The organism is Gordonia paraffinivorans, from assembly GCF_900683595.1.
Lineage (GTDB): Bacteria > Actinomycetota > Actinomycetes > Mycobacteriales > Mycobacteriaceae > Gordonia > Gordonia paraffinivorans.
This window is the reverse complement of record NZ_CAACYD010000006.1, coordinates 304,295-325,500: the sequence shown is the minus strand read 5'-3', so window position 1 is coordinate 325,500 and position 21,206 is coordinate 304,295. Positions and strand designations below refer to the sequence as shown.

Sequence of the window (21,206 nt, the reverse complement as noted above, 5' to 3'; positions counted from 1 at the left end):
CACCCGCGCGGCCGGATCACATCCACTGCACGAGTTCGCTCGCGCGGTCGGGGTGACGTGCCCGGAAGCGCTCGACCACGTCGTTGATGTGTTCGTGCATCAGCGTCTCGGCCTTGCGCGGACGTCCGGCGATGATCGCCCGGGCGATCTCGGTGTGATCGTGGCTCATCGAGTCGTCCTCGCCGAGGGTGCCTCGTGCGGCGTCGAGTACATGCTCGACGACGATGTGGTCGATCGCCTGGGTCAGGAGCGTGAGCACGCGGTTGCCGCTCAACTCGGCGATGACGGTGTGGAAATTGGTGAAATCGCCGACGATCTCGTTCGATTGGTGGTCGGCGGCGTTGTAGTCGAGGAACCGGGAGAACGCCGCTTCCTTCATCGCACGGTCCTCGATACGCGCCACCTTCGCCGACAGCGGCGGCTCGAGGACCATCCACGTGTCGAAGACCTCGTCGTAGGTTGCGCCGGCGAGATGGAAATACAGCGAAGCGGTGCGTGCCAGGTACGACGCGTTCAGCGCTCCCACGAACGGCCCGCCACCCGGACCGCGTTTGAGGGTGATCAGTCCCTGGACCTCGAGGATGCGCAGTGCCTCGCGCAGGGTCTCTCGGCTCACCGAATAGTCAGCGAGCATGGCGTTCTCCGCCGGGAGGCGATCGCCGCGACTCAGGCCGAGAGAGACGATGTCGGAGACGATCATCGCCGCGGTGGTCTCGGACGCCTTCGGCGCACGCGCGGACTCTCCCGACCGCGCCGGCGACCTCATCGCGTCGGGGTCGTAGATGATCGGGATGCCGGTGCGGGCCAGTTCGCGTGTCATCCTCGGCCCTTTCTCGCTCGCTCGTCTTCCGTCTGGGGCGTCATGACGAAAGCCACGGGTCGGTTGCACTGTAGTGGGGAGTCGAGTGGTTCTGCCGGATATTCGTACGGACGAATGAACCTCGGTGTGCCTGCTCGCGATGTCTCGACCAAGCCGCCGGCATCGAGGGCGCCATGCCGTGATCGAACGGGCACCACCAAGGGTCGCACGTCCGGGGATTCCTGTCAGATCGTGAGGCGTACCCCGGCACTCGGTTTCCACGGCAGATGGTGCCGAGGAAGCAGCCCCGTAAACCTCCCCGGACGATCGGGTGTCGCGCGGCCGGGGGGACCGGAACGCGACGACAGCCGGGCGTCGGCATCAGGACCCACTCACCCCGAACAGTCGGGAAGCATTGTGGTAGAGCACTTTTGCCACCCACTCGTCGCCCATGCCCAGCCCGGTGACCGCCTCGAGCGCGTGGGTGTAGCCGTAGGGGATGTTGGGGAAGTCGCTGCCGAAGAGCACCTTGTCGCCGGCCTCCGCCAGTCGTGCCCGCAGGTCGTCGGGGAACGGGGCGTCCTCCTCGACGAAGTCGGTGAAGGCCATCGTCGTGTCGAGGTGGACGTTCGGATACTCGAGGGCTAGGTCGAGGAAGGACTCGTACTCCGGCATGCCCATGTGCGCGATGATCAGCGGCAGCGACGGAAACCGCTGCAGCAGAGCGCGGACGGGCTCCGGGCCGGTGTGCGCGCCCGGTGCCGGACCCGACCCGCAGTGGATGATGACCGGCACCTGCGAATCGGCGATCTGCGACCAGACCCCGTCGAGCAACGGGTCCGTCGGCGAGTAGTCGCCGACCTGGATGTGCGACTTGAAGACCTGTGTGCCGGACTGGATCGCGCGGGAGACGTACACGGCGGCCGACTCCTCCGGATAGAAGGTCGCCGTGTGCAGGCAGTCGGGATGGTTCGTGGCGAAGTCCTGCGCCCATCCGTTGAGCCACTCCGCCATGTCGGGTTTGTGTGGATAGACCAGCGACGAGTAGGCGCGGACGCCGAAGGCGCGCAGCGTCTCCACGCGGACGTCCTCGTCGGCGCGGTAGGCGATCGGCCACTCGCGGCCGACCAGGGGGCCGGCGGAATCGAAGTAGGCCCACACCTTGTCCATCACCGACCGCGGCATGAAGTGCGTGTGCACGTCGATGAGACCGGGCAGTCGCAGTCCGGTCCAGATCGCCCGGACGCGCTCGGCCTCGTCCGGGCTGAAGGGTGCGGGATGTCCGGTGGTCGGGGAATCGGGAACGCCGTTGCTCACCCGTCCGACGTTACGCCGGGACAGGTCTCGGGCGAAGACTTCCTCACTCGACGGCGGGTGCCACGAGAACCTTCCGGTGGTCGTTGGGCTCCGACAGTTCGGTGAACACCCGGCCGACCGCGTCGAGCCCGACGATCGCGCTCACCAGCGTCGACGACCCGACCGCGCCGCTGCTCAACTCCGCTGCGGCGGTCACGAACTCGGCGCGCGTGTAGTACGAGACGAAGTGGATCGACACCTCTTTCACCACTCCCGCGACCGGCATGAAACGGTCCTCGGACAGGCACACGCCCGCCACGACGATCCGGCCGTGTGTCGCGACGGCGTCGAGCGCGCTCGCGACCATGCCGGGCTTGCCGACGCATTCGATCACCACGTCGAACCCGTCCTCGACGTACCCGGTCACCTCGTCGGGCACGCAGACCGCCGATGCGCCGGCATCGAGTGCCGCGGCGCGCCTGCCCGGGGAGGGGTCGGAGCAGATCACCTCGCCCGCGACGCCGCGCGACAGCCAATGGAGAACCGCCGTCCCCACGGGCCCGGCGCCGAGGACCAGGACCCGGTCGTCGGGGGCGATCGCCGCGCGCGTGACCGCATGGAGGCCGACCGCGAGCGGTTCGACCAGCGCGCCCTCGGCGGGATCGACGCCCTCGACCCGGACGCTCTCGGCGGCACCCACCACGACGAACTCCGCCAAGGCTCCCGGGAGCACGCCGAGGCCGAGCGTCTGCGCCGAAGGGCAGCGGGCGATGTCGCCGGTCAGGCACGCCCGGCACCGATGGCAGCCGCGCACCGGCATCGACGCGACCAGATCGCCCACCCGGAAGTCGGTGTCGCCGCCGGGTCCCGAGCGCGGACCGATCGCCACCACCTCGCCGGCGAACTCGTGCCCCATCACCACGCCGGGCGGCAGGAACGGCGCCGTGGACAGGTCGGACCCGCAGATCCCGTTCGCGGCCACTCGCAATACGAGGTCACCGGGGCCGGGTGTGGGGTCGGGCAGTTCGGTGACCTCGAAGGCATCGGCACCGGCTCGGCCGGTGGTGACGGCGGCACGCATCGGGCTCAGCCCTGCGACCAGCGCACGGCCGGGGTGTCGACCGCCGACCTCGGCACGATGAAGACGCCCTCGGCCTCGCACGTCACGCCCTCGGCGTCGGAGATGGTGCCCTTCGCGTACAGCTTGCGACCGGTCCGCTCGGTCACCCAGGCGCGTGCACTGAGTGCGCCGAGGCGCGTGGGACGCAGGTAGCGGATGGTGATGGTGCCGGTGTAGCAGGGGCCCTCGGTGCTCGCGGCGTTGCCGAGCAGATGGTCGAGGAGCATCGCGCAGACGCCTCCGTGCACGCAGCCGGGCGGGCCCTCGTAGGCGGCGCCGAGGGTGAAGTAGGAGCGCACCCCGTCGTCGACGTGGACGACGTCCAGCGGCGGAGCCAAGGCATTGCGCACCCCGATGACGGCGTTGCCCCAGGCCATGCCGGTGTTCTGGCGGGTGTGCCGGACCCCGTACGGGCCGTCCATCTGCTTGCTGCGCAGGTCCGAGACGACCTCGGCGATCCGGCGGCGGGCGTCGTCGAGGGCGTCCTCGGAGACCTCGGTGCGGATGACGGCGTCGACGAGGTCGCGGACGATGTCGGTGAGCGGCGTGTAGACGCCGCGCCGACGTGCGACCTCGGCCTCGGAGATGTCCTCGAGAATGAACTCCATGTGACTCCGATCACTTGGACTGTGGGATGGGTTACTCCAGGTGGTGACCCGAAATAGAACGTGTTCTAATTCAACACTAGAACGTGTTCTAGTTTCTGGTGTTTTCCCGATCAGTGAGAGGTGGACGATGACCGCCCCGACCTTCGACCTCACCGCGCGCGACGAGACCTGGGTCAAGCGTGTCCTGCCTGTGCTGAAACTCGTGGTGAAGACCTACTTCCGTTCCGAGGTGCGCGGCATGGACAAGGTGCCCGACGGGGGCGTCCTGCTCGTGTCGAACCACTCGGGCGGACTCATGGCGTTCGACGTCCCGGTGATCAGCGTCGCCTTCGCCGACGAGTTCGGCGCCGACCGGCCGCTCTACACCCTGGCCCACGACCTCATCTTCACCGGCGCCGGCAAGGACGTCTTCGGCAAGTTCGGATTCCTCCCCGCGCATCCCAAGAACGCCGTCGCGGCGCTGAAGGCCGGTGCGGCCACCATCGTGTTCCCCGGCGGCGAGTGGGAGGTGCTGCGGCCCACCAGCCAATCGGCAGTCATCGACTTCCACGGCCGGACCGGATACGTCCGGACGGCCCTCGAGGCCGGGGTGCCGATCGTCCCGATCGTGACCATCGGCGGCCAGGAGACACAGCTCTTCCTCAACCGCGGAGACACCCTCGCCAAGCTGCTGCGGCTGGACAAGCTGCTGCGCATCGACAGCGCCCCGTTCGCCTTCGGGTTCCCGTTCGGTTTCAACGCGCACTTCCCGCCCAACATCCCGCTGCCATCGAAGCTCGTCACGGAGGTGCTCGACCCGATCGACATCACCGCCGAGTTCGGCACCGACCCGGACCACGACGAGGTGGACCAGATGATCCGCAAGCGGATGCAGCACGCCCTCGACGGTCTCGCCCGCGAACGCCGGTTCCCGGTTCTCGGTTGACCGGAAGGAGAACCCCCATGCTCACCACACTTCGAGAACGACTCGCCACCTACACCTGGCTCGTGCGGACCCTCGTCCGCAGCGGATTCCTCGGCTCGCTGCGCCTCGACCGCTACATCCGGATGGGACTCAACCTGCGACGTCACGGCGGGGCGTCCCCGGTCAGCGGCATCGGCCTGGCCGCGGCGAGGTCCCCGAAGGGACTGGCCCTCATCGACGAGGCCGGACAACTCACCTGGGGCGAACTCGACGCCCGGTGCGACGCCCTCGCCGTGGGACTTCGAGACCTGCCCGGCGGCCGTCCCGCCACCGTCGCCATCTTGTGCCGCAATCACCGCGGGCTCATCGAGGCACTGGCCGCCACGTCGCGCCTCGGCGCCGACGCGGTGCTCCTCAACACCGGCTTCGCCGGGCCGCAGCTCGCCGACGTCCTCGAGCGCGAAGGCGCCGACATCCTCATCGCCGACGATGAGTTCGATGCCGTCATCGCCCCTGCCGCCGAACGCCTTCCGCGCCTGCGTCGGGTCCACGCCTGGACCGATTCCGGACCGGTCGGCGGGCACACCGTCGGCGCGCTCATCGCCGCGAACCTCGGCCGCCGTCCCGAGCGGCCGGCGCGGGCCGGGCGCATCGTGCTGCTGACGTCGGGCACCACCGGCACTCCCAAGGGCGCCCGGCGCGGCGGCAGCACCGACGTCGCCTCGCTGGCCGCGATGCTCGACCGGATTCCCTGGCGGGCAGGCGAATCCACGGTCATCGCCGCACCGATCTTCCACGCCTGGGGCTTCGGCCAGGTCGCCATCTCCGCGACCATGACCTGCACGATGATCATGCGGCGCCGGTTCGACCCGGTGGCCACGCTCGATCTCGTCCGCGAGCACGAGGCCACCGGCCTGGCCGTCGTGCCGGTGATGCTCGAACGCATCATCGACCTGCCCGACGACGTGCTCGACGCGCGCCCGATGCCGAGCCTGCGCTTCGTCACCGCCAGCGGCTCGCGGATGCGCACCGACGCACTCATCGCGTTCATGGACCGCTTCGGCGACATCGTCTACAACAGCTACAACGCGACCGAGGCCGGGCTGATCAGCACCGCGACGCCCGAGGACCTGCGCGCGGCCCCCGAGACCGCCGGCCGGCCGCTGGTCGGCACCAGCGTCCGCATCCTCGACGAGGATGACCGGGTCCTCCCGGTCGGGGAGATCGGCCGCATCGTCGTCGCCAACAACTCCGGCTTCGACGGCTACACCAGCTCCGACAGCAAGGCGTTCGCCGACAGGCACATGGTGTCCGGCGACGTCGGGCGGATCGACGAGAACGGTCGCCTGTTCGTGGTCGGCCGGGACGACGAGATGATCGTCTCGGGCGGCGAGAACGTCTACCCGCTCGAGGTCGAGCAGGTCATCGCGGCCCTCGACGCCGTCCACGAGGTCGCCGTCATCGGGGTCGACGACGAGAAGTTCGGCCAGCGCCTCGCCGCTTACGTCGTGCGGGCGCCGCAGACCCTGATCGGAGCCGAACAGATCCAGCAGCACGTCCGCGAGCAGCTGGCCGGCTTCAAGGTGCCCCGCGACGTCCACTTCCTCGACGAGCTGCCGCGCAACGCGACCGGCAAGATCCTCAAGCGCGAGCTGCAGGCCGCGGTTCCCGAGCGGAAGGTCTGCTGAACGATGAACTCGCAGAACATGACCCGCGACGCCCGGCTCCGGGCGGTGTCCTGGGAAGCGCTACCCGAGGCGGCCGAACGGATGACCGGCCCCGACGCGCTGATGCTGAACATGGAGTCGGCGTCGAACCCCATGCACACGCTGAAGGTGGCGGTCCTCGACACCTCCCGGCGCGGCAGGCCCGTCGAACTCGCCGAGCTCGCCGCCCTGCTGCCGCAGTACCTCGGGAAGTTCCCCCGCGCGACCCAGCGCATCCAGTGGGTGCGCGGATGTTCGGCGCGCCCGTACTGGGTGCCCGACACCGACTTCGACGTCACACGCCACCTCGACGAGCGCCGGGTGTCCGCGCCCGGCCGTCGCGCCGACCTCGACGCCGTGCTCTCCGACCTGGCCGTCGAACAACTCGATCGCGACCACCCGCTGTGGGCGCTCACCCTCGTCCACGGTCTCGAAGGCGGCCGGCAGGCGATCGTCGTGCGCGTCCACCATGCGGTGGCCGACGGGCTCGCCGCGCTGAACACCTTCATGGCCGCCACGGCCGAGCCCGGCCACGCCGTCGAGCCCGCGCCGGTCGCAGTACCGGCCGACGACGTCGACACCCGGGCGCTGAGCAGGTCTGCACGCGCGGAGTCGCGACTGCTGGCCCGGGAACTGCCCGCCCTCGTCAAGGCCGTGCGCCGATCGGTCGCCCAGCGGCGCAAGGTCGAGAACGCGGACCGGATTCCCAAGCCGCTCACCGCCCGCCGGACCAGCTTCAACTCCCGCAGCGGCGCCACGCGGGTGTGCGCGTCCGCCGACATCCCCCTGTATGCGGTGCAGCAGATCGCCCTGGCCGCGAACACCACCGTCAACGGCGCCCTGCACGGCATCATCGCCGGCGCCATCCGGGAGGAGCTGATCGCCCGCGGCGAGGAGCCCGGCGCCTCGGTCACGATCTTCGGGGTGTGCAAGGACCTCACCTCGTCGCGCACGTACGGCAACGAGATCGCTACCTCGTCGGCCTACCTGCGCTCCGATCTGGCCGATCCGGTGGAGCGCATCGTCGCGACCGGCGAGAGCTGCGCGGCGGCCGTGGCGTGCCGCCGCGAGGTGGGCTTCGAGCTCACCGAGAAGCTGTCGACCTACACTGGCCGGATGGGGCCGTTCTTCCGCAGCGTCGCCGCCGACCTGATGCCGGTGGTGATGAACAACATCACCACCGCGAACCTCCCGGGCCCGCGCACGACGCGGTGGGCAGGCGACGTCGAGGTGGTCGACTGGATATCGTTCGCGCTGGCCATCGCGCCCGCCGACGTCAACCTCACGACCTACAGCTACGCGGGACGCCTCAGCATGGGCCTCATCGCGACGCCCGAGTCGATGCCCGACCCCGCGGGATTCCTGCGGCGCGTGTCCGCCGCGGTGGACGAGGCGGCCGATGCACTGGGCATCAGGTCCATGGCGCAGGAGGCCAGTTGATCGACTGGGAAACCGAGCTCGCCCGCGTGGGGCTCTTCGCGGGCGTGTTGCCGCGGGCCATCGGGAGTTCGGCAGAAGCTCGCCGCGGCAACCCCGAGACCGGTATCCCCGCAGCAGGATTCGGACCCCGACTGGTGGGAGAGACCGCGATCGACGAATTGTTCATCGCGGTCAACTCGGTGATCCGCGAGATCCCGCCGATGGAGCAGGTCGAGGCGTGGGTGGCGCGCTGCGGCGACGTCGCCGACGAGTTCGCCCGACTCGACTCCTCCGAGGTCTACCGCGACCCCGGGGCGCCGCGCATCCTGTCCCGCGATCGCAAGATCTTCGGGACCACGGCCTTCGAGCACATCGACTACTCGACCGAGACCCGGCTGCCCGACTCGGTCGCGAACCTCGACCCGCACGCCGACGGCCTGGCCTCGGTGCGGGTGATGACGAGGCGGCGTCCGGGCGCACGCTGGCTGATCTGGGTGCACGGCGCCGCCCAGGGCCGCGCCGACGACCTGTACGCCTTCCGGGCCGCGCACCTGCACAAGAAACTGGGGTACGACGTCGTCTTCCCGGTGCTGCCCGCGCACGGGCCACGGCGTATCAGCAAGGTCGCCTATCCGGGCTTCGACCCGCTCGTGAACACCCTCATCACGATCCGGGCGATCGCCGAGATCCGCTCCCTCGTGTCCTGGATCGCCGCCCAGGATCCGGCCGACATCACCATCGCCGGAACGTCTCTCGGCGGTCCGATCGCCGCGATGGTCGCGTCGATGGACCCGCGGATCTCCTCGGTCCTCGCGGTGGTGCCGATGCTCGACATGCACGCGACGTTGGCCCACCACATGGCCCGCGGTGGCTCGAAGGGGCGTCGCCTGGCCGAACTGATGCGCAGCGACGAGGTCCGCGAGGTGTCCAAGGTGATCAGTCCGCTGTCGGTCGAGCCGCTGCCCGCGCCGGACCGGCGGATGGTCGTCGCGGCGTTGAACGACCGGGTCACCTGGGTGTCCGCCGCGCAAAGACTGCACCAGCACTGGGGCGGACGTATCCACTGGTACAACGGCAGTCACGTGGGGCATGCGATGTCGCCCGGCATCCGGCACGCCACCGACGGGTTCCTGAGCGAGCCCGTCAGGCCCGCGGGGCCGGCAGGCGAGAACAGGCGGGCGGTGAACTGACCATTCGGTGCGGGCGCCTCCGGCGACGACCTACACCGAACGGACGGGCCGGCCAGGTGCGTCCTTCCCGAACCCACATCGCCCGCGACACCAGTCTGGTGTCGCGGGCGATATGTCTCGGTCCGAGGCCCTGACCTTCATCCGAGGCCCCGACCTACTCGGGCACCAACTCCGGATTGGCGTCGGCGAGCAGTTCCTCGCGGTCGTCGGCGAGGACGAATCCCGCCTCGATCGCGGCGTCGGTGGCGTTCGCGTAACACATCTCGTACTCCTCGCGCGTGCCGTAGCGATCGGCGAGCAGGTGTTCCGGGATCGGGTGGGTCGTGCCGAACAGGAGGCAGATCCGCGACACCGGGTCCGGGACGATGCCGCTGAGCACCTGTGTCGGGGCGTCGACGCTCGGCGTGCGCACCCCGCCGAGGACGTTGCCGAGGTCGTCGACCTCGAACTCGGGCTCGGGCGTGTGGATTCCGCGCAACCGCAGGGGCTCGGCGGACGGCGGGGGAGCGCCGCCCTCGGTCCACCTCGTCAGGTGCCGCAGCGCGGCGCGCAGGACGAAGCGCTGCTGTCCCCGGTTCACCGGGTCGGGGCAGCCCAGGTACTCCTCGAACGCGCCCACCTGGTGCAGATCCGCGTGGGACGTCCCGGCCATCTCCCACACCCGCAGGCGGTCGTCGTCGGGCTGCCGCACCGAGAAGTAGCGGAAATTGGTGAGGATGTCGGTCTCGGTCTGCAGGACGAAGATCGGGGAATCACGATCGGTGCGCAGTCGGGTCGGCTCACCGGAGAACACCGTCGTCACGTCGACGCCGGTGCCCACCTCGCCGGCCGGGAGTCCGGCGGCGGCCCGGCTGTGGATGAGGTACCCGTCGAAGACGTCATCGGCGGGGACCTCGTTGACGAAGGTCGTCAACGCCATCGCCGACTGGGATTCGCCGACGGCGAGGACCGTGGACACCTCGAGCCCCGACAGCGGATGCCCGTCGGCGTCGGTGTCCCGGAGCGCGCGGCCGATGGAGGCGAAGATGTCGTAGCAGTACGCGTCGCCCGGATGATGCAGGCCGGCATAGCGTTCCGGGTCCTTGTCGGCGAGACCCTGCGGCGCGCCCGTGCTCACGCCGACCGAGCCGGTGCCTCCCTCGATACCGACGTACTGCGCCGAGACGCCGACGTAGGCGTGGCCGCTGCGCACGAGTTCGGCGGCGAGATAGGAATATTCGGGCGCCGCGTCGCTGCCGCTGCTGACGTTGAGCCACTCGACCACGAGGCGTCCGCTGAAGTTGCCCGGCTGGGCGGGCCGGCGGACCACGACGCGCGTGGTGAACTCCGCAGGCGGGGTCGGGGTGTCGCCGACGAGGCGTTCGGCGACGCCGGAGGCGGCGTACTCGGTGTCGGTGAATCCGGCTGCGCTCAGGTCCGGCACCGGCGAGGCGCTGAGGAGCGAGGAGCCCTTGCCGCCGTCGAGCGGCCGGAAGGTGATGGGGGCGTTCACGTGTTCTTCCTGTGCTTCTTGATGGCCTCGCCGAACATGAAGTGCATCTTGGTGCCCTGCGGCCAGCCGACGTAATAGCAGAGGAACAGCCCGATCTCCTCGAGCTGTTCGGGGGTCAGCTCGCCGTTGGCCAGTGCGGCGCCGGCCTGGATCTCGGCGACGTCGATGTTGTTGCTCGCGGCGAGGGCGCCGAGGAGGAGAAGGCGCCGGTCGCGGTCGGTGAGTCCCTCGCGGGCCCACACGTTGCCGAAGACCTGGTCGGCGGTGTGCGCGAAGTAGTCGCCGGGGCCGTCGCTGACCTCCCAGCCGTAGACCTCGGACATGCGCCGCAGGCCGCGCTTGCGGATCTCCTCCGGCGCCTCGTCGGACATGTGGGATCGGGTCATGTGTTGTCTCCTTCGGCATGGGGGACGCCGAGTCCCGCGGCCAGGTCGCGCAGAGCGATACGGCCGAGTGGCAGGTCGACGTCGAGTTCGTCGGCGAGGGCGAGCGCCAGCGACAGGTCCTTCTCGCCCAGGGTGCGGACGCCGGTGAGGATGCCGTACCAGGGGTCGTCGGTGTCGACGGGTGCGGTGGTGTCCCGCAACATGATCGCGCCCGGGCCGCCGGTGACGGCGTCGGAGTGGCGGACCACCTTGCCCAATTTGCCGATGTCGAGACCTGCCGCCTCGGCGAGCCGGGCCGCCTCGGTGGTGGCGGTGAACGAGATGAAGTGCAGGAGATTGCGAGCGAGTTTCATCTTGGTGCCCGCTCCCACATCGCCGGCGTGGACGATCATGTCGGCCGTCAGCGCGAACGGTTCCTTGAGCTTCTGGTAGGCCTCGCGGGGGCCTCCGACCATGATGGCAAGCCGGCCGGACGCCGCACCCATCGAGCCACCGGAGATCGGGGCGTCGAGCAGGGTCACCTCCCGCGCGGCGCACTGTTCGGCCAGATCGACCGCGGTGTCCGGGCCGATCGTCGAGTGGACGGTGATGATCGTTCCCGGCCGGGCCGTGGACAGCAGGCCGTCGGCTCCGGTCACCACCGACCGGACCTGGCCGTCGTCGAGCACGCAGATGCCGATGATGTCGGACTTCTCGGCCAGGTCCGCGAGGGAGTCGGCCGCGTCGGCGCCCTTCTCCACGACCTTCGCGACCGCGTCGCCGGACAGGTCGAACACCGAGAGCCCGCCCGGCCAGGCCGCCAGGCTCCCGGCCATCGGTCCGCCGATGTTGCCGAGGCCGACGAAGCCGAGGCGGGGCCGTGCGGTCGGTGGGGCGTCGGTCATGAGCGGATGACCTGTCCGCCGTCGACGTTGAAGATCTGCCCGGTGATCCAGCTCGCCTCGTCGGAGAGCAGGAACAGGCACATCCCGATGAGGTCCTCGGGCTTGCCGAACCGCTTGAGCGGCAACCGGTTCACGATGTCCTGGACCATCTCGCCGGGCGTGGTGGTGCGGGTCGCCTCGGTGTCGATCGGGCCGGGGGCGATGGCGTTGACCCGGATGTTCTGGCCGCCGAGCTCGGTCGCGAGCTGCTGGGTGAGTCCGTTGACCCCGACCTTGGCCAGACCGTAGAAGCCGCTGTAGAGCCATGCGGCGGTGGAGGACTGGTTGACGATGGACCCGCCGTTCGTCATGTGCGGGTAGACCGCCCGGGTCACGTTGAGGGCGCCGTCGAGATTGACGCTCATGAACTTCTTGTAGTAGTCCCACGGCACCGTGATGAGGAAGTCGAGCCTCATCCCGCCGTAGATGGCGGCGTTGTTGACCAGGCCGTCGATCGAGCCGTGGGCGTCGACGGCCGCGGTGGCCAGCGCTTGTGCGGAGTCCACGTCGGCGACGTCGGCGTGGACGTAGAGGCCGCCGATGTCGGCGGCGACCTGCTTGCCCTGCTCGTCGTTGACGTCGGCGACCACGACGTTGGCGCCCTCGCCGGCCAGCGCCCGGGCGTAGGCCTCGCCGATGCCGCCGGCCGCGCCGGTCACGATCACGGTCTTGTTCTCGAAACGCTTGGAACTCATCGTCCTGCTTTCTGTGTGGGTTCCCGGTCGGGCTGGTGCGACGCGCCCGCCGGGTGCGATCTCGCGGGTCGTGGGCGGGTCAGGCGGGTCGGGCGACGGCCTTGGTCTCCAGATACTCCTCGAAGCCGGCGACGCCCATCTCGCGGCCGATGCCGGACTGCTTGTATCCGCCGAACGGGACGTCTGCGGAGTACCAGATGCCGCCGTTGATCCCCATGGTGCCGGTGCGAACCCCGTTGACCACCTTGTCGATCCGCTCCTCGTCGGAGCCGTACACCATTCCCGACAGGCCGTAGGGGGAGTCGTTGGCGATGCGCACCGCGTCGTCGTCGCCGTCGTGCGGGATGATCACGAGGACCGGGCCGAAGATCTCCTCCTGCGCGACGCGCGCGGAGTTGTCCAGTCCGGAGATGAGCGTCGGCTCGACGAAGTAGCCGCGCTCCTTGTCGGCGGGGCGGCCGCCGCCGATCTCGATGGTGCCGCCCTCCTGCCTGGCCAGCTCGATGTAGGACTCGACGCGCTGTCGCTGGCGCTCGGAGATCAGCGGGCCGCAGATCGTCCCGGGGTCGGTCGGGTCGCCGGCGGGCAGGCCCGCCAGGGCGTCGCGGGTGGCGGTGATCGCCTCGTCGAGCCTGGTGCGCGGGACGAGCAGGCGCGTGGTGATCGCACAGCCCTGGCCGGCATGGGTGACGACGTTGAACGCGGCCATCGAGCAGGCGGAGGCGACGTCGGCGTCGTCGAGGACGATGAACGCGGACTTGCCGCCGAGCTCGAGGAACACCTTCTTCAGCGACTCCGACGCCGCGGCCATCACCTTCTTGCCGGTCGCGGTGGACCCGGTGAAGGAGACGAGGTCGACGCGCGGGTCGGTGGCCAGCTGGGCGCCGAGCTGGTGGTCGGTGGAGGTGACGATGTTCAGCACGCCCGCCGGGAGGTCGGTCTCCTCGGCGACGACCTTGCCGACCAGCGCCGCACACCACGGGGTGTCCGGCGCGGGCTTGAGGACGACGGTGCATCCGGCCGCCAGCGCCGGGCCGATCTTGGCGAAGTTGATCTGGTGGGGGAAGTTCCACGGCGTGATCGCGCCGACCACGCCCACGGCCTCCGAGCGGATTTCGCGATGGTTCTTGATGCCCATGGGCTTCGCCTCGCCGAGATCGCGGGTCCATTCGTAGCTCTCGGCGAGGTCGGCGAAGTAGCCGAGATCGGTGACCGGGCCCTCGAACTGCGGGCCGTGGGTCAGGAACGACGGGCAGCCGACCTCGGCGATGGTGAGCTCGCGGAACTCGTCGGCGTGGGCGAGCAGCGCATCGCGTAGTTGGCGTAGGCATTTCGCGCGGAATGCGTGGTCGCGAGACCAGTCGGTGGTGTCGAATGCCTTGCGGGCGGCGGCGATCGCGGCGTCCATGTCCGCGGCGGTGGCCTCGGCCGCCTGTCCGATGACCTCCTCTGTCGCCGGGTTCACGACGTCGAAGACACCGCCGCTGCCGGGGGTGAGTTTGCCGTCGATCAACAGGTCCGACGCGGATTCGGGGCGAAGGGGCATGAGCTGGAACTCCATCTGGACAGGTGTCTGGACTCGAGTTCAAAGCTAGTGTAACGTGCCTCACATGTCCAGCCCGGTATCGCAGGAATCCACTCGCCGCCGGTTGACCCGGCAGCAGGCGGAGACGGTGGCCAGGCTCACCGACGCGGCCGTCGAGGTCCTGAACGCCGAGGGGTTCGAAGGGCTCACCGTGCGGTCGGTCGCCAAGCTCGCGGGCGTCGCACCGGCGACGGCCTACACCTACTTCTCGTCCAAGTCGCATCTGGTCGCCGAGGTGTTCTGGCGCCGGCTCTCCGCCGGGGTGTCCCAGCCGGACCCGACCGCCTCGAAGGCCGAACGGGTCGCGCAGGTCCTGCGCGAGGTCGCGCTGGTCGTCGCGGGCGAGGGGCAGCTCGGCGGGGCCGTGACCGTGGCGCTGCTCGGCACCGACCCCGACGTCGAGCACCTGCGTATCCGGATCGGCGTCTTCATCCGCCGCCGTCTCGCCGAGGCGCTGGAGGACGACCCGGAGAACCCGAGCCCGCTGCTCGACGCGCTGGAGATGATCTACGCCGGCGGGCTCGTCCACGCCGGGATGGGGCACATGACCTACGAGGAGACCTCCGAACGGCTCGTCGCCGCAGCACATCTACTGATGGAGAAGTGATGACCGAAACCACATCGGTTCGCGGCATGGAGGATCGGATTCCCTTCGATCCCTATGCCTATGACTTCCACGAGGACCCGTATCCGACCTACGCGCGCCTGCGTGCCGAGGCGCCGGTGTACTACAACTCCGCGATGGACTTCTGGGCGCTCGCCTCGCACGCCGACGTCCGCGCCGGATTCCGTGACGTGCAGCGGTTCTCGAACAGCTGGGGCGTGTCGATGGACCCGTCGGCCTACGGGCCCGACGCGCACAAGTCGATGTCGTTCCTCGCGATGGACGATCCCAAGCACATGCGGATCCGCAAGCTGGTGAGCAAGGGGTTCACGCCGCGTCGCGTCAACGACCTCGCCGGCCGGATCACCGCGCTGACGCACCAGCACTGGAGCCGCTGCCTCGACCTGGGCGAGTTCGACTACGTCGCCGAGTTCGCCGCGCTGCTGCCGATGGACGTCGTCTCCGAACTGCTCGACGTCCCGCAGGCCGACCGCGCCGAGCTGCGTCGCCTGTCGGATCTGCTGCTGCACCGCGAGGACGGCGTCCTCGACATCCCCGAGGCGGCCATCTACGCCTATCTCGACCTGCACAAGTACTACTCGGAGCTGATCGCCGACCGTCGCAAGAACCCCGGTGAGGACCTGGTCTCGGCGCTCATCGAGGCCGAGATCGACGACGACGTGACCGGGGAGAAGACCAAGCTCACCGAGGACGAGATCGTCGGCTTCATGGTGCTGATGGTGGTCGCCGGCAACGAGACCACCACCAAGCTGCTCGCCAACGCCCTGTACTGGGGCTGGCGCAACCCCGACGAGCTGGCCAAGGTGTTCGCCGACCCCGAGCTCGCCGTGCCGCAGTGGACCGAGGAGACGCTCCGCTACGACAACTCCACGCAGATCGTCGTGCGACGAGTCGTCGAGGATGCGCCATACGGCGACAAGGTGATCCCCGCCGGGGATCGCGTCCTGCTCCTCGTCGGATCGGCCAACCGCGACGAAGAGGTCTTCGGGCCCGACGCCGACCGGTACCTGATCGGCCGCGACAACGGGCAGGCGCTGATGAGCTTCGGCCTCGGCGCACACTTCTGCCTCGGCGCGCACCTGGCCCGGCTGGAGGCGAACATCGGCCTCGGCGAGGTGATCCGCTCGATCCGCTCGGTCGACATCGACGCCGACAACGCCGTGCGCGTGCACTCGGTCAACGTCCGCGGCTTCGCCGAACTCCCCGTGAAAGTGACGGTGCGCTGATGGCCTTCCTCCCTCATCCCGAACGCCGGCCGGTCCTGGTGGCCGGTGCCTCGTCGGGCATCGGTGCCGCGACCGCCGAATACCTCGCCGCAGCAGGGCATCCGGTCGCCCTCGCGGCGCGCCGGGTCGCCAGGCTGCAAGAACTGGCCGACGAGATCGTCGCCGGGGGCGGCGAGGCCGTCGCGGTCCCGCTCGACGTGACCGACGAACAGTCCGTGATCGACTGCGTCGCGAAGGCGCAGGCCGCCCTCGGCGACCTCGAGATCGTCGTGGCCGGTGCGGGCGATCTCGCCGTCGGACTCTCCTACGAGACCGGCACCGAGCTGTTCGCCGACCAGATAAACATCCACCTCACCGGCGCCTACCGGATCTATCGTGCCGTCATCAACGGCATGATCGACCGCGGCCGAGGCGATTTCGTGTTCATCGGTTCCGACGTGGCGCTCCATCCGCGTCCCTGGTCGTCGGCCTACGTCGCCGCCAAGTCGGGCATCGACGGGCTGGTCGCCACGATCCAGCTCGAACTCGAGGGCACCGGAGTGCGCGCCGGAGTCGTGCGCCCGGGCCAGACACTCACCGGCATGGGCATGAACCTCGATCAGAAGACGACCGAGAACATGCTCAACGACTGGATCAAGCACGGTCTGGCGCGGCACGGGAACTTCCTGTCGCCCGAACACATCGCCCAGGCCGTCCACGCCATGGTCACGATGCCCCGCGGCGCACACATGCGCGCGGTGGAGGTCGAGGCCGAGGGGGCGATCTCACGGGACCGGATCGCGAAGCAGGACATGACAGACCAGCGACAGTCGGACACCAACGAGGAGACGGACTGATGACCGCCACCACCGAATCAGGCCTGAAGAAGCCGCACCGCGTCTCCGGCGGGGAGGCCGAGCACGGACACCTCGACGAGCTCGCCACCGACCCGATCTCGTTGTTCTGGAGGGTGCGCGAGGAATGCGGCGACGTCGGCATGTTCCAGCTCGCCGACCGCGAGGTGGTGCTGGTGTCGGGGGCCGCGGCCAACGAGGAGTTCTTCCGGGCTCCCGAGGAGGATCTCGACCAGGCGGCGGCCTACCCGTTCATGACCCCGGTGTTCGGCGAGGGCGTGGTGTTCGACGCGAGCCCGGAGGAACGCTCCAAGGCGATCCACAACTCCGCGCTCAAGGCCACGCACATGAAGCAGCACGCCGTGACGATCCCCAACGAGGTGGAGCGCATCATCGCCGAGTGGGGCGACTCCGGTGAGATCGACCTGCTCGACTTCTTCTCCGAGCTGACCCTCTACACCTCGTCGTCGTGCCTCATCGGACGCAAGTTCCGCGAGCAGCTCAGCGGGCGCATCGCACACCTCTTCCACGACCTGGAGAAGGGCACCGACCCGATCGCCTACGTCGACTACCACGCCGACATCGAGAGCTTCCGCAAGCGCGACGAGGCCCGTGCCGAACTCGTGGAGTTCATCCAGGGCGTGATGAACGAGCGGATCGCGAATCCCACCGAGGACAAAGAGGATCGCGACCTCATGGACGTCCTCGTCCAGGTCGGCTTCGACGCCAACACGATCACCGGCATGTTCATCTCGATGATGTTCGCCGGTCACCACACCACCTCGGGCACGGCCGCGTGGACCCTCATCGAGCTGCTGCGCAACCCGGACTACATGACGCGGGTCTACGACGAGCTCGACGAGATCTACGGCGACACCCCGCCCGGGCAGCGTCCGGAGTACACCTTCGCCCACACCCGGCAGATGCCGCAGCTGGAGAACGCGCTCAAGGAGGCGCTGCGCCTCCATCCGCCGCTGATCATCCTGATGCGCGTGGTGCAGAAGGATTTCCACGTCGAGGGCTACGAGATCTCCGCGGGGCAGTCGATCGCGGTCTCGCCGGCGGTGTCCAACCGCCTGCCCGAGGACTTCCCGAACCCGGATGCCTTCGATCCCGACCGCTACGACAAACCGCGGCAGGAGGATCTGGTCAACCGCTGGACGTGGATTCCGTTCGGGGCGGGCCGGCATCGCTGCGTCGGGGCGCAGTTCGCCATCATGCAGCTCAAGGCGATCTTCTCGGTGCTGTTCCAGAACTACGAGTTCGAGATGCTGCAGCCGTCGGAGAGCTACCGGAACGACCACTCCAAGATGGTCGTCCAGCTGCAGCAGCCGTGCCGCGTCGCCTACCGTCGGCGGAAGGACCGCTGATGCGCATCGAGGTCGACCTGGACCTGTGCCAGGGCCACGGAATGTGCGAGATGGAGGCCCCCGGGATCTTCGAGGCGCGCAGGGACCACGTGGAGATCCTCGAACCCGAACCCGACGAGTCGCGCCGCGCCGAGGTGGAGGCAGCCGTGCAGTACTGCCCGACGCAGGCCCTGCGGATCATCGAAGACGACCAACCCTGACGACCGGAGAGAGTGGGACACATGTCTTTTGACCGTGCCGAACTGGAAGAGATGAAGCAGCGGTGGCTCGCCGCCAACATCGAGGCGGAGAAGGCGGGTGACTGGAAGCCACTGGCCGAGTTCTACACCGAGGATGCCACCTACGGCTGGAACTACGGTCCCAAGAAGGATTTCATGGCCGTCGGCCGCGACGAGATCCGCGAGCTCGCGCTCGGCCAGGAGATGGAGGGCCTCGAGGGCTGGACCTACCCTTACCAGGCCTGGGTCATCGACGACACCACCGGCGACATGATCGGCTTCTGGAAGCAGGTCTATGAGGGGACCCGCCCCGACGGCAGCCACTACGCCCTCGAGGGCATCCAGGGCAGCTGGTTCAAATACGGTGGCAACTTCCGATTCCGTTGGCAGCGCGACTTCTTCGACTACGGCAACGTGTCCGCGCTCTTCATCGAGATGATGCAGGACAACGCGATGAGCGAGGGCATGCTCAAGCGCGTGGAGAAGGCCGCGCCCGGAAACCTGCCGGGGTGGTACGACCTCGGCAAGGCACCCGTCGAGTTCTGGTGAGCCGATGACCCACACCGCCCCGCCCTATTCAGGCCTGAGCCAGGAGCAGCTGGCGATCCTGGTGCCCGAGCTCCTGCTCTCCGGTCAGATGATCGACCGCAGCGGGATGGCCCATCTCATCTCGGAGTTCGGACGCGAGGTGATGGGCGCGATCGCCATCGAGGAGTGGATGGCGGCCAGCCCCGTCTACACCAGCAGGATGCGAAGTGCGCTCGGCATCGACGGCGACGGCGTCGAGGACATGTTCAAGTGTCTCCAGCTCGACATCGGCGCGCCGCCGCAGTTCATGGACTTCCGCTTCCGCGTCGACGACGCCCACCACGGCTCGTTCGTCCTCGACCACTGCGGAGCCCTGCTCGACGTCGAGCCGCTCGGCGACGAGTACGTCACGACGATGTGCCACGACATCGAGGATCCGACGTTCGACGCGACGGCCATCGCCACCAACCGGCGGGCGCGCATCCGGCCGGTGCACCGTCCACCGCGTCGCCCGGCCGACCGGACGCCGCACTGCGAGTGGACGGTCACCATCGAACCCGACCGCGAGGAGCTCCCGCTCCCGCCGGACGCCGAGACGATGTTCGGCACGGAGGCCGGCCGGCTCGAGCTGTCACCCATCGACGCCTCCGCGACCGATGGCTGGGTGGACTACCGCGGTCCGCTGGTGGCGGACCTGCAGTTCGCCGAGTGGTCGAGGTCGGCACTGGTGCGTGTCGCCGAAGAGGTTGCGCTGCAACACCAGTTGCTGGCCCTGGGATTCCAGCTGAGCCTGCGTCGGCACGCGGAGAACGAGCTGCAGGTCGTCGAGATCTGCCGCAAGCAGCTGACCGGCGTCGCCGGTCTGGCGGCGGACCGGATCCGAGCCGCGCTCGACCTCCCCGCCGACGCGAGCGGCCTCGCCCGGGTGCTGGCCGTCCATCCGTGCTTCGGGCCCGCCCAGTACACCGGCCTCACCGCGACCGCGGACGACGACACCGTCGTGGTGCGGCTGCCGCGCGAGTCGGCGGCCATGACCGACGACGGGTGGATGTCGATCATCACGCCGGACCACCTCGAACCGCTGCAGGCGATCGCCACCGCGGTGAGCCCGTACCTGGGCGTCGAGGGAGCGCACGAGACAGACGGCGCGCTCGAGATCAGGATCGTCACCACCGACACCGCGCGGAAGGAGAGCGGCGAGGTCGCGATCGCCCGCTTCAGCGGCGGAGCGAGCTGGGAGTTCACCGACCGCGGTCGCTCGATTCCGATCACCCCGGTGGGTAGCTCGGCGTGACGGCGGGCGGCGACCGGTCACCCGGTGTCGTTGTTCCCGACGGCTTGGTCGCGGTCGTCGCCGGCGGGACGCGGGGCATCGGCCGCGCGGTCGCGGAGGCGCTGGCACAGCACGGTGCCGGCGTGGTCGTCAACGGCCGTGACGGGAGCGCCGTCGACGACACGGTCGAGCAGATCCGCGGCCGCGGTGGCCGCGCGGTCGGAGTGTGCGGATCGGCTGGTGACGCGGGAGTGGCCGGGCAGATGGTCGATGCCGCTCTGCGCGAGTTCGGCGCACTCGACGTCGCGATCAACTGCGCCGGCATCGCCGAGCCGCCCGGGTCGTCGGTCCTGACCATCACGCCCGACGAGTTCCGCGAGCAGATCGACGCCCACCTGATGAGCGCGTTCCACCTCGTGCAGGCGGCCGGGCGGGTGTTCGTCGGCCAGCGGGCGGGATCGATTGTTCTGACCGGCTCGGCGGCCTCGCTCGGCATGTTCGGCGGCAGCGGCTATCCGGCGGCCAAGGGCGGGGTCAACGCGCTTGCGCTCGCGACCGCCGCGGACCTCGCCGAACACGGCGTCCGCGTCAACGTGGTCATGCCCGGGGCGAGGTCGAGGCTGTCGACCGGCGACGACTACGTCGCCCACATCGACCGACTGCACCGCCGGGGCATCCTCGACGACCTCACCCGCGACGCCGCGCTCGATCCGGCGCCACCGGAGTACGTCGCACCGCTGTACGTCTACCTCGCAAGCGATGCCGCGAAGCACATCAACGGACAGATCTTCAGCGCGGCCGGCGGCTTCATCGGCAGGCTCGACGCCCAGCAGCCGGGCCTCGTCGCCTATCGCGACCACACCGACGCCGAGCCGTACAGCCTCGAGGAGCTGGCGGAGTTGTTGGGGTGAGACTCCACCCTCACTGGTGGATCGTCCTGTGGGCGTCAGCCTTTGCTGGGCCGGAGTGATGTCGCGTGACCTCGATCAGGATCGGCGACCTCGTCCGAG

Annotated in this window: 21 protein-coding genes; 12 read left to right on the top strand and 9 right to left on the bottom strand. The window is 69.3% G+C overall.

Annotated elements, in window-relative coordinates; translation table 11 throughout:
- Positions 1-16: 16 nt before the first annotated feature.
- The 4 genes from E1P53_RS08345 to E1P53_RS08330 form a co-directional block, all read right to left on the bottom strand.
- Positions 17-820: a FadR/GntR family transcriptional regulator gene (locus E1P53_RS08345; protein WP_131734003.1), complete on the bottom strand. Its 804-nt coding sequence runs from the start codon at positions 818-820 to the stop codon at positions 17-19.
- A 360-nt stretch (positions 821-1,180) separates the two neighbouring features.
- Entirely contained in the window at positions 1,181-2,116 is a 936-nt protein-coding gene (locus tag E1P53_RS08340) for an amidohydrolase family protein (RefSeq protein ID WP_131734002.1), read from the bottom strand.
- Between the two features lie 43 nt (positions 2,117-2,159).
- Positions 2,160-3,176: an alcohol dehydrogenase catalytic domain-containing protein gene (locus E1P53_RS08335; protein WP_131734001.1), complete on the bottom strand. Its 1,017-nt coding sequence runs from the start codon at positions 3,174-3,176 to the stop codon at positions 2,160-2,162.
- Between the two features lie 5 nt (positions 3,177-3,181).
- Complete coding sequence (locus E1P53_RS08330) at positions 3,182-3,823, bottom strand: PaaI family thioesterase (RefSeq protein WP_131734000.1); 642 nt, start codon at positions 3,821-3,823, stop codon at positions 3,182-3,184.
- 127 nt (positions 3,824-3,950) lie between these two features.
- Here E1P53_RS08330 and E1P53_RS08325 point away from each other — a divergent pair, with 127 nt between their 5' ends.
- Genes E1P53_RS08325 through E1P53_RS08310 form a run of 4 tightly spaced genes read left to right on the top strand, consistent with a single transcriptional unit; the run spans position 3,951 to position 9,042 of the window.
- A complete protein-coding gene (locus E1P53_RS08325; protein ID WP_006899289.1) occupies positions 3,951-4,748 on the top strand; it encodes a 1-acyl-sn-glycerol-3-phosphate acyltransferase in 798 nt (265 codons plus the stop codon).
- A gap of 17 nt (positions 4,749-4,765) precedes the next feature.
- Complete coding sequence (locus E1P53_RS08320) at positions 4,766-6,415, top strand: AMP-binding protein (protein WP_131733999.1); 1,650 nt, start codon at positions 4,766-4,768, stop codon at positions 6,413-6,415.
- Positions 6,416-6,418: 3 nt separating this feature from the next.
- A complete protein-coding gene (locus E1P53_RS08315) occupies positions 6,419-7,873 on the top strand; it encodes a wax ester/triacylglycerol synthase domain-containing protein (RefSeq protein WP_131733998.1) in 1,455 nt (484 codons plus the stop codon).
- A complete protein-coding gene (locus E1P53_RS08310) occupies positions 7,870-9,042 on the top strand; it encodes an alpha/beta fold hydrolase (protein WP_131733997.1) in 1,173 nt (390 codons plus the stop codon). The genes E1P53_RS08315 and E1P53_RS08310 overlap by 4 nt, the downstream gene beginning before the upstream one ends.
- Positions 9,043-9,196: 154 nt before the next feature.
- Here E1P53_RS08310 and E1P53_RS08305 read toward each other — a convergent pair whose 3' ends face one another.
- The 5 genes from E1P53_RS08305 to E1P53_RS08285 all read right to left on the bottom strand — a co-directional run bounded on the left by E1P53_RS08305 (position 9,197) and on the right by E1P53_RS08285 (position 14,084).
- Positions 9,197-10,534 carry an alpha/beta hydrolase domain-containing protein gene (locus E1P53_RS08305; RefSeq protein ID WP_131733996.1) on the bottom strand — a complete coding sequence of 446 codons (1,338 nt, stop codon included), beginning with the start codon at positions 10,532-10,534 and terminating at the stop codon, positions 9,197-9,199.
- Positions 10,531-10,920: a carboxymuconolactone decarboxylase family protein gene (locus tag E1P53_RS08300; protein ID WP_006899294.1), complete on the bottom strand. Its 390-nt coding sequence runs from the start codon at positions 10,918-10,920 to the stop codon at positions 10,531-10,533. Before E1P53_RS08300 ends, E1P53_RS08305 begins: the two co-directional genes overlap by 4 nt.
- A complete protein-coding gene (locus E1P53_RS08295; RefSeq protein WP_131733995.1) occupies positions 10,917-11,804 on the bottom strand; it encodes an NAD(P)-dependent oxidoreductase in 888 nt (295 codons plus the stop codon). Before E1P53_RS08295 ends, E1P53_RS08300 begins: the two co-directional genes overlap by 4 nt.
- Positions 11,801-12,538, bottom strand: a complete 738-nt coding sequence (locus tag E1P53_RS08290; RefSeq protein ID WP_006899296.1) for an SDR family oxidoreductase — start codon at positions 12,536-12,538, stop codon at positions 11,801-11,803. Before E1P53_RS08290 ends, E1P53_RS08295 begins: the two co-directional genes overlap by 4 nt.
- A gap of 79 nt (positions 12,539-12,617) precedes the next feature.
- Complete coding sequence (locus E1P53_RS08285; protein WP_131733994.1) at positions 12,618-14,084, bottom strand: aldehyde dehydrogenase; 1,467 nt, start codon at positions 14,082-14,084, stop codon at positions 12,618-12,620.
- Positions 14,085-14,148: 64 nt separating this feature from the next.
- Here E1P53_RS08285 and E1P53_RS08280 point away from each other — a divergent pair, with 64 nt between their 5' ends.
- From E1P53_RS08280 to E1P53_RS08245, 8 genes are read left to right on the top strand one after another with little or no spacing between them, the layout of a single operon-like run.
- A complete protein-coding gene (locus E1P53_RS08280) occupies positions 14,149-14,730 on the top strand; it encodes a TetR/AcrR family transcriptional regulator (RefSeq protein WP_109239539.1) in 582 nt (193 codons plus the stop codon).
- Positions 14,730-15,974: a cytochrome P450 gene (locus tag E1P53_RS08275; protein ID WP_006899299.1), complete on the top strand. Its 1,245-nt coding sequence runs from the start codon at positions 14,730-14,732 to the stop codon at positions 15,972-15,974. Before E1P53_RS08280 ends, E1P53_RS08275 begins: the two co-directional genes overlap by 1 nt.
- Positions 15,974-16,810, top strand: a complete 837-nt coding sequence (locus E1P53_RS08270; RefSeq protein ID WP_131733993.1) for an SDR family oxidoreductase — start codon at positions 15,974-15,976, stop codon at positions 16,808-16,810. The genes E1P53_RS08275 and E1P53_RS08270 overlap by 1 nt, the downstream gene beginning before the upstream one ends.
- On the top strand, positions 16,810-18,177 hold the full coding sequence (locus tag E1P53_RS08265; protein WP_131733992.1) for a cytochrome P450: 1,368 nt from the start codon (positions 16,810-16,812) through the stop codon (positions 18,175-18,177). Before E1P53_RS08270 ends, E1P53_RS08265 begins: the two co-directional genes overlap by 1 nt.
- A complete protein-coding gene (locus tag E1P53_RS08260) occupies positions 18,177-18,377 on the top strand; it encodes a ferredoxin (RefSeq protein WP_006899302.1) in 201 nt (66 codons plus the stop codon). Before E1P53_RS08265 ends, E1P53_RS08260 begins: the two co-directional genes overlap by 1 nt.
- Positions 18,378-18,398: 21 nt before the next feature.
- The gene (locus E1P53_RS08255) at positions 18,399-18,944 is read left to right on the top strand and encodes a Cif family virulence factor (RefSeq protein ID WP_131733991.1); all 546 of its coding nucleotides are present in this window, start codon (positions 18,399-18,401) and stop codon (positions 18,942-18,944) included.
- Between the two features lie 4 nt (positions 18,945-18,948).
- Positions 18,949-20,217, top strand: coding sequence for a hypothetical protein (locus tag E1P53_RS08250; RefSeq protein WP_131733990.1), 1,269 nt, complete (start codon positions 18,949-18,951; stop codon positions 20,215-20,217).
- Positions 20,214-21,107, top strand: a complete 894-nt coding sequence (locus E1P53_RS08245; RefSeq protein WP_131733989.1) for an SDR family NAD(P)-dependent oxidoreductase — start codon at positions 20,214-20,216, stop codon at positions 21,105-21,107. Before E1P53_RS08250 ends, E1P53_RS08245 begins: the two co-directional genes overlap by 4 nt.
- Positions 21,108-21,206: the final 99 nt, after the last annotated feature.

Bases quoted from the DNA above. Each gene is read 5' to 3' on its own strand.
- E1P53_RS08260 (WP_006899302.1), top strand. From the start codon at position 18,177: ATGCGCATCGAGGTCGACCTGGACCTGTGCCAGGGCCACGGAATGTGC.
- E1P53_RS08300 (WP_006899294.1), bottom strand. From the start codon at position 10,920: ATGACCCGATCCCACATGTCCGACGAGGCGCCGGAGGAGATCCGCAAG.
- E1P53_RS08325 (WP_006899289.1), top strand. From the start codon at position 3,951: ATGACCGCCCCGACCTTCGACCTCACCGCGCGCGACGAGACCTGGGTC.
- E1P53_RS08315 (WP_131733998.1), top strand. From the start codon at position 6,419: ATGAACTCGCAGAACATGACCCGCGACGCCCGGCTCCGGGCGGTGTCC.
- E1P53_RS08285 (WP_131733994.1), bottom strand. From the start codon at position 14,084: ATGCCCCTTCGCCCCGAATCCGCGTCGGACCTGTTGATCGACGGCAAA.
- E1P53_RS08295 (WP_131733995.1), bottom strand. From the start codon at position 11,804: ATGACCGACGCCCCACCGACCGCACGGCCCCGCCTCGGCTTCGTCGGC.
- E1P53_RS08250 (WP_131733990.1), top strand. From the start codon at position 18,949: ATGACCCACACCGCCCCGCCCTATTCAGGCCTGAGCCAGGAGCAGCTG.
- E1P53_RS08270 (WP_131733993.1), top strand. From the start codon at position 15,974: ATGGCCTTCCTCCCTCATCCCGAACGCCGGCCGGTCCTGGTGGCCGGT.
- E1P53_RS08275 (WP_006899299.1), top strand. From the start codon at position 14,730: ATGACCGAAACCACATCGGTTCGCGGCATGGAGGATCGGATTCCCTTC.
- E1P53_RS08290 (WP_006899296.1), bottom strand. From the start codon at position 12,538: ATGAGTTCCAAGCGTTTCGAGAACAAGACCGTGATCGTGACCGGCGCG.
- E1P53_RS08335 (WP_131734001.1), bottom strand. From the start codon at position 3,176: ATGCGTGCCGCCGTCACCACCGGCCGAGCCGGTGCCGATGCCTTCGAG.
- E1P53_RS08330 (WP_131734000.1), bottom strand. From the start codon at position 3,823: ATGGAGTTCATTCTCGAGGACATCTCCGAGGCCGAGGTCGCACGTCGG.
- E1P53_RS08255 (WP_131733991.1), top strand. From the start codon at position 18,399: ATGTCTTTTGACCGTGCCGAACTGGAAGAGATGAAGCAGCGGTGGCTC.
- E1P53_RS08265 (WP_131733992.1), top strand. From the start codon at position 16,810: ATGACCGCCACCACCGAATCAGGCCTGAAGAAGCCGCACCGCGTCTCC.
- E1P53_RS08320 (WP_131733999.1), top strand. From the start codon at position 4,766: ATGCTCACCACACTTCGAGAACGACTCGCCACCTACACCTGGCTCGTG.
- E1P53_RS08345 (WP_131734003.1), bottom strand. From the start codon at position 820: ATGACACGCGAACTGGCCCGCACCGGCATCCCGATCATCTACGACCCC.
- E1P53_RS08280 (WP_109239539.1), top strand. From the start codon at position 14,149: ATGTCCAGCCCGGTATCGCAGGAATCCACTCGCCGCCGGTTGACCCGG.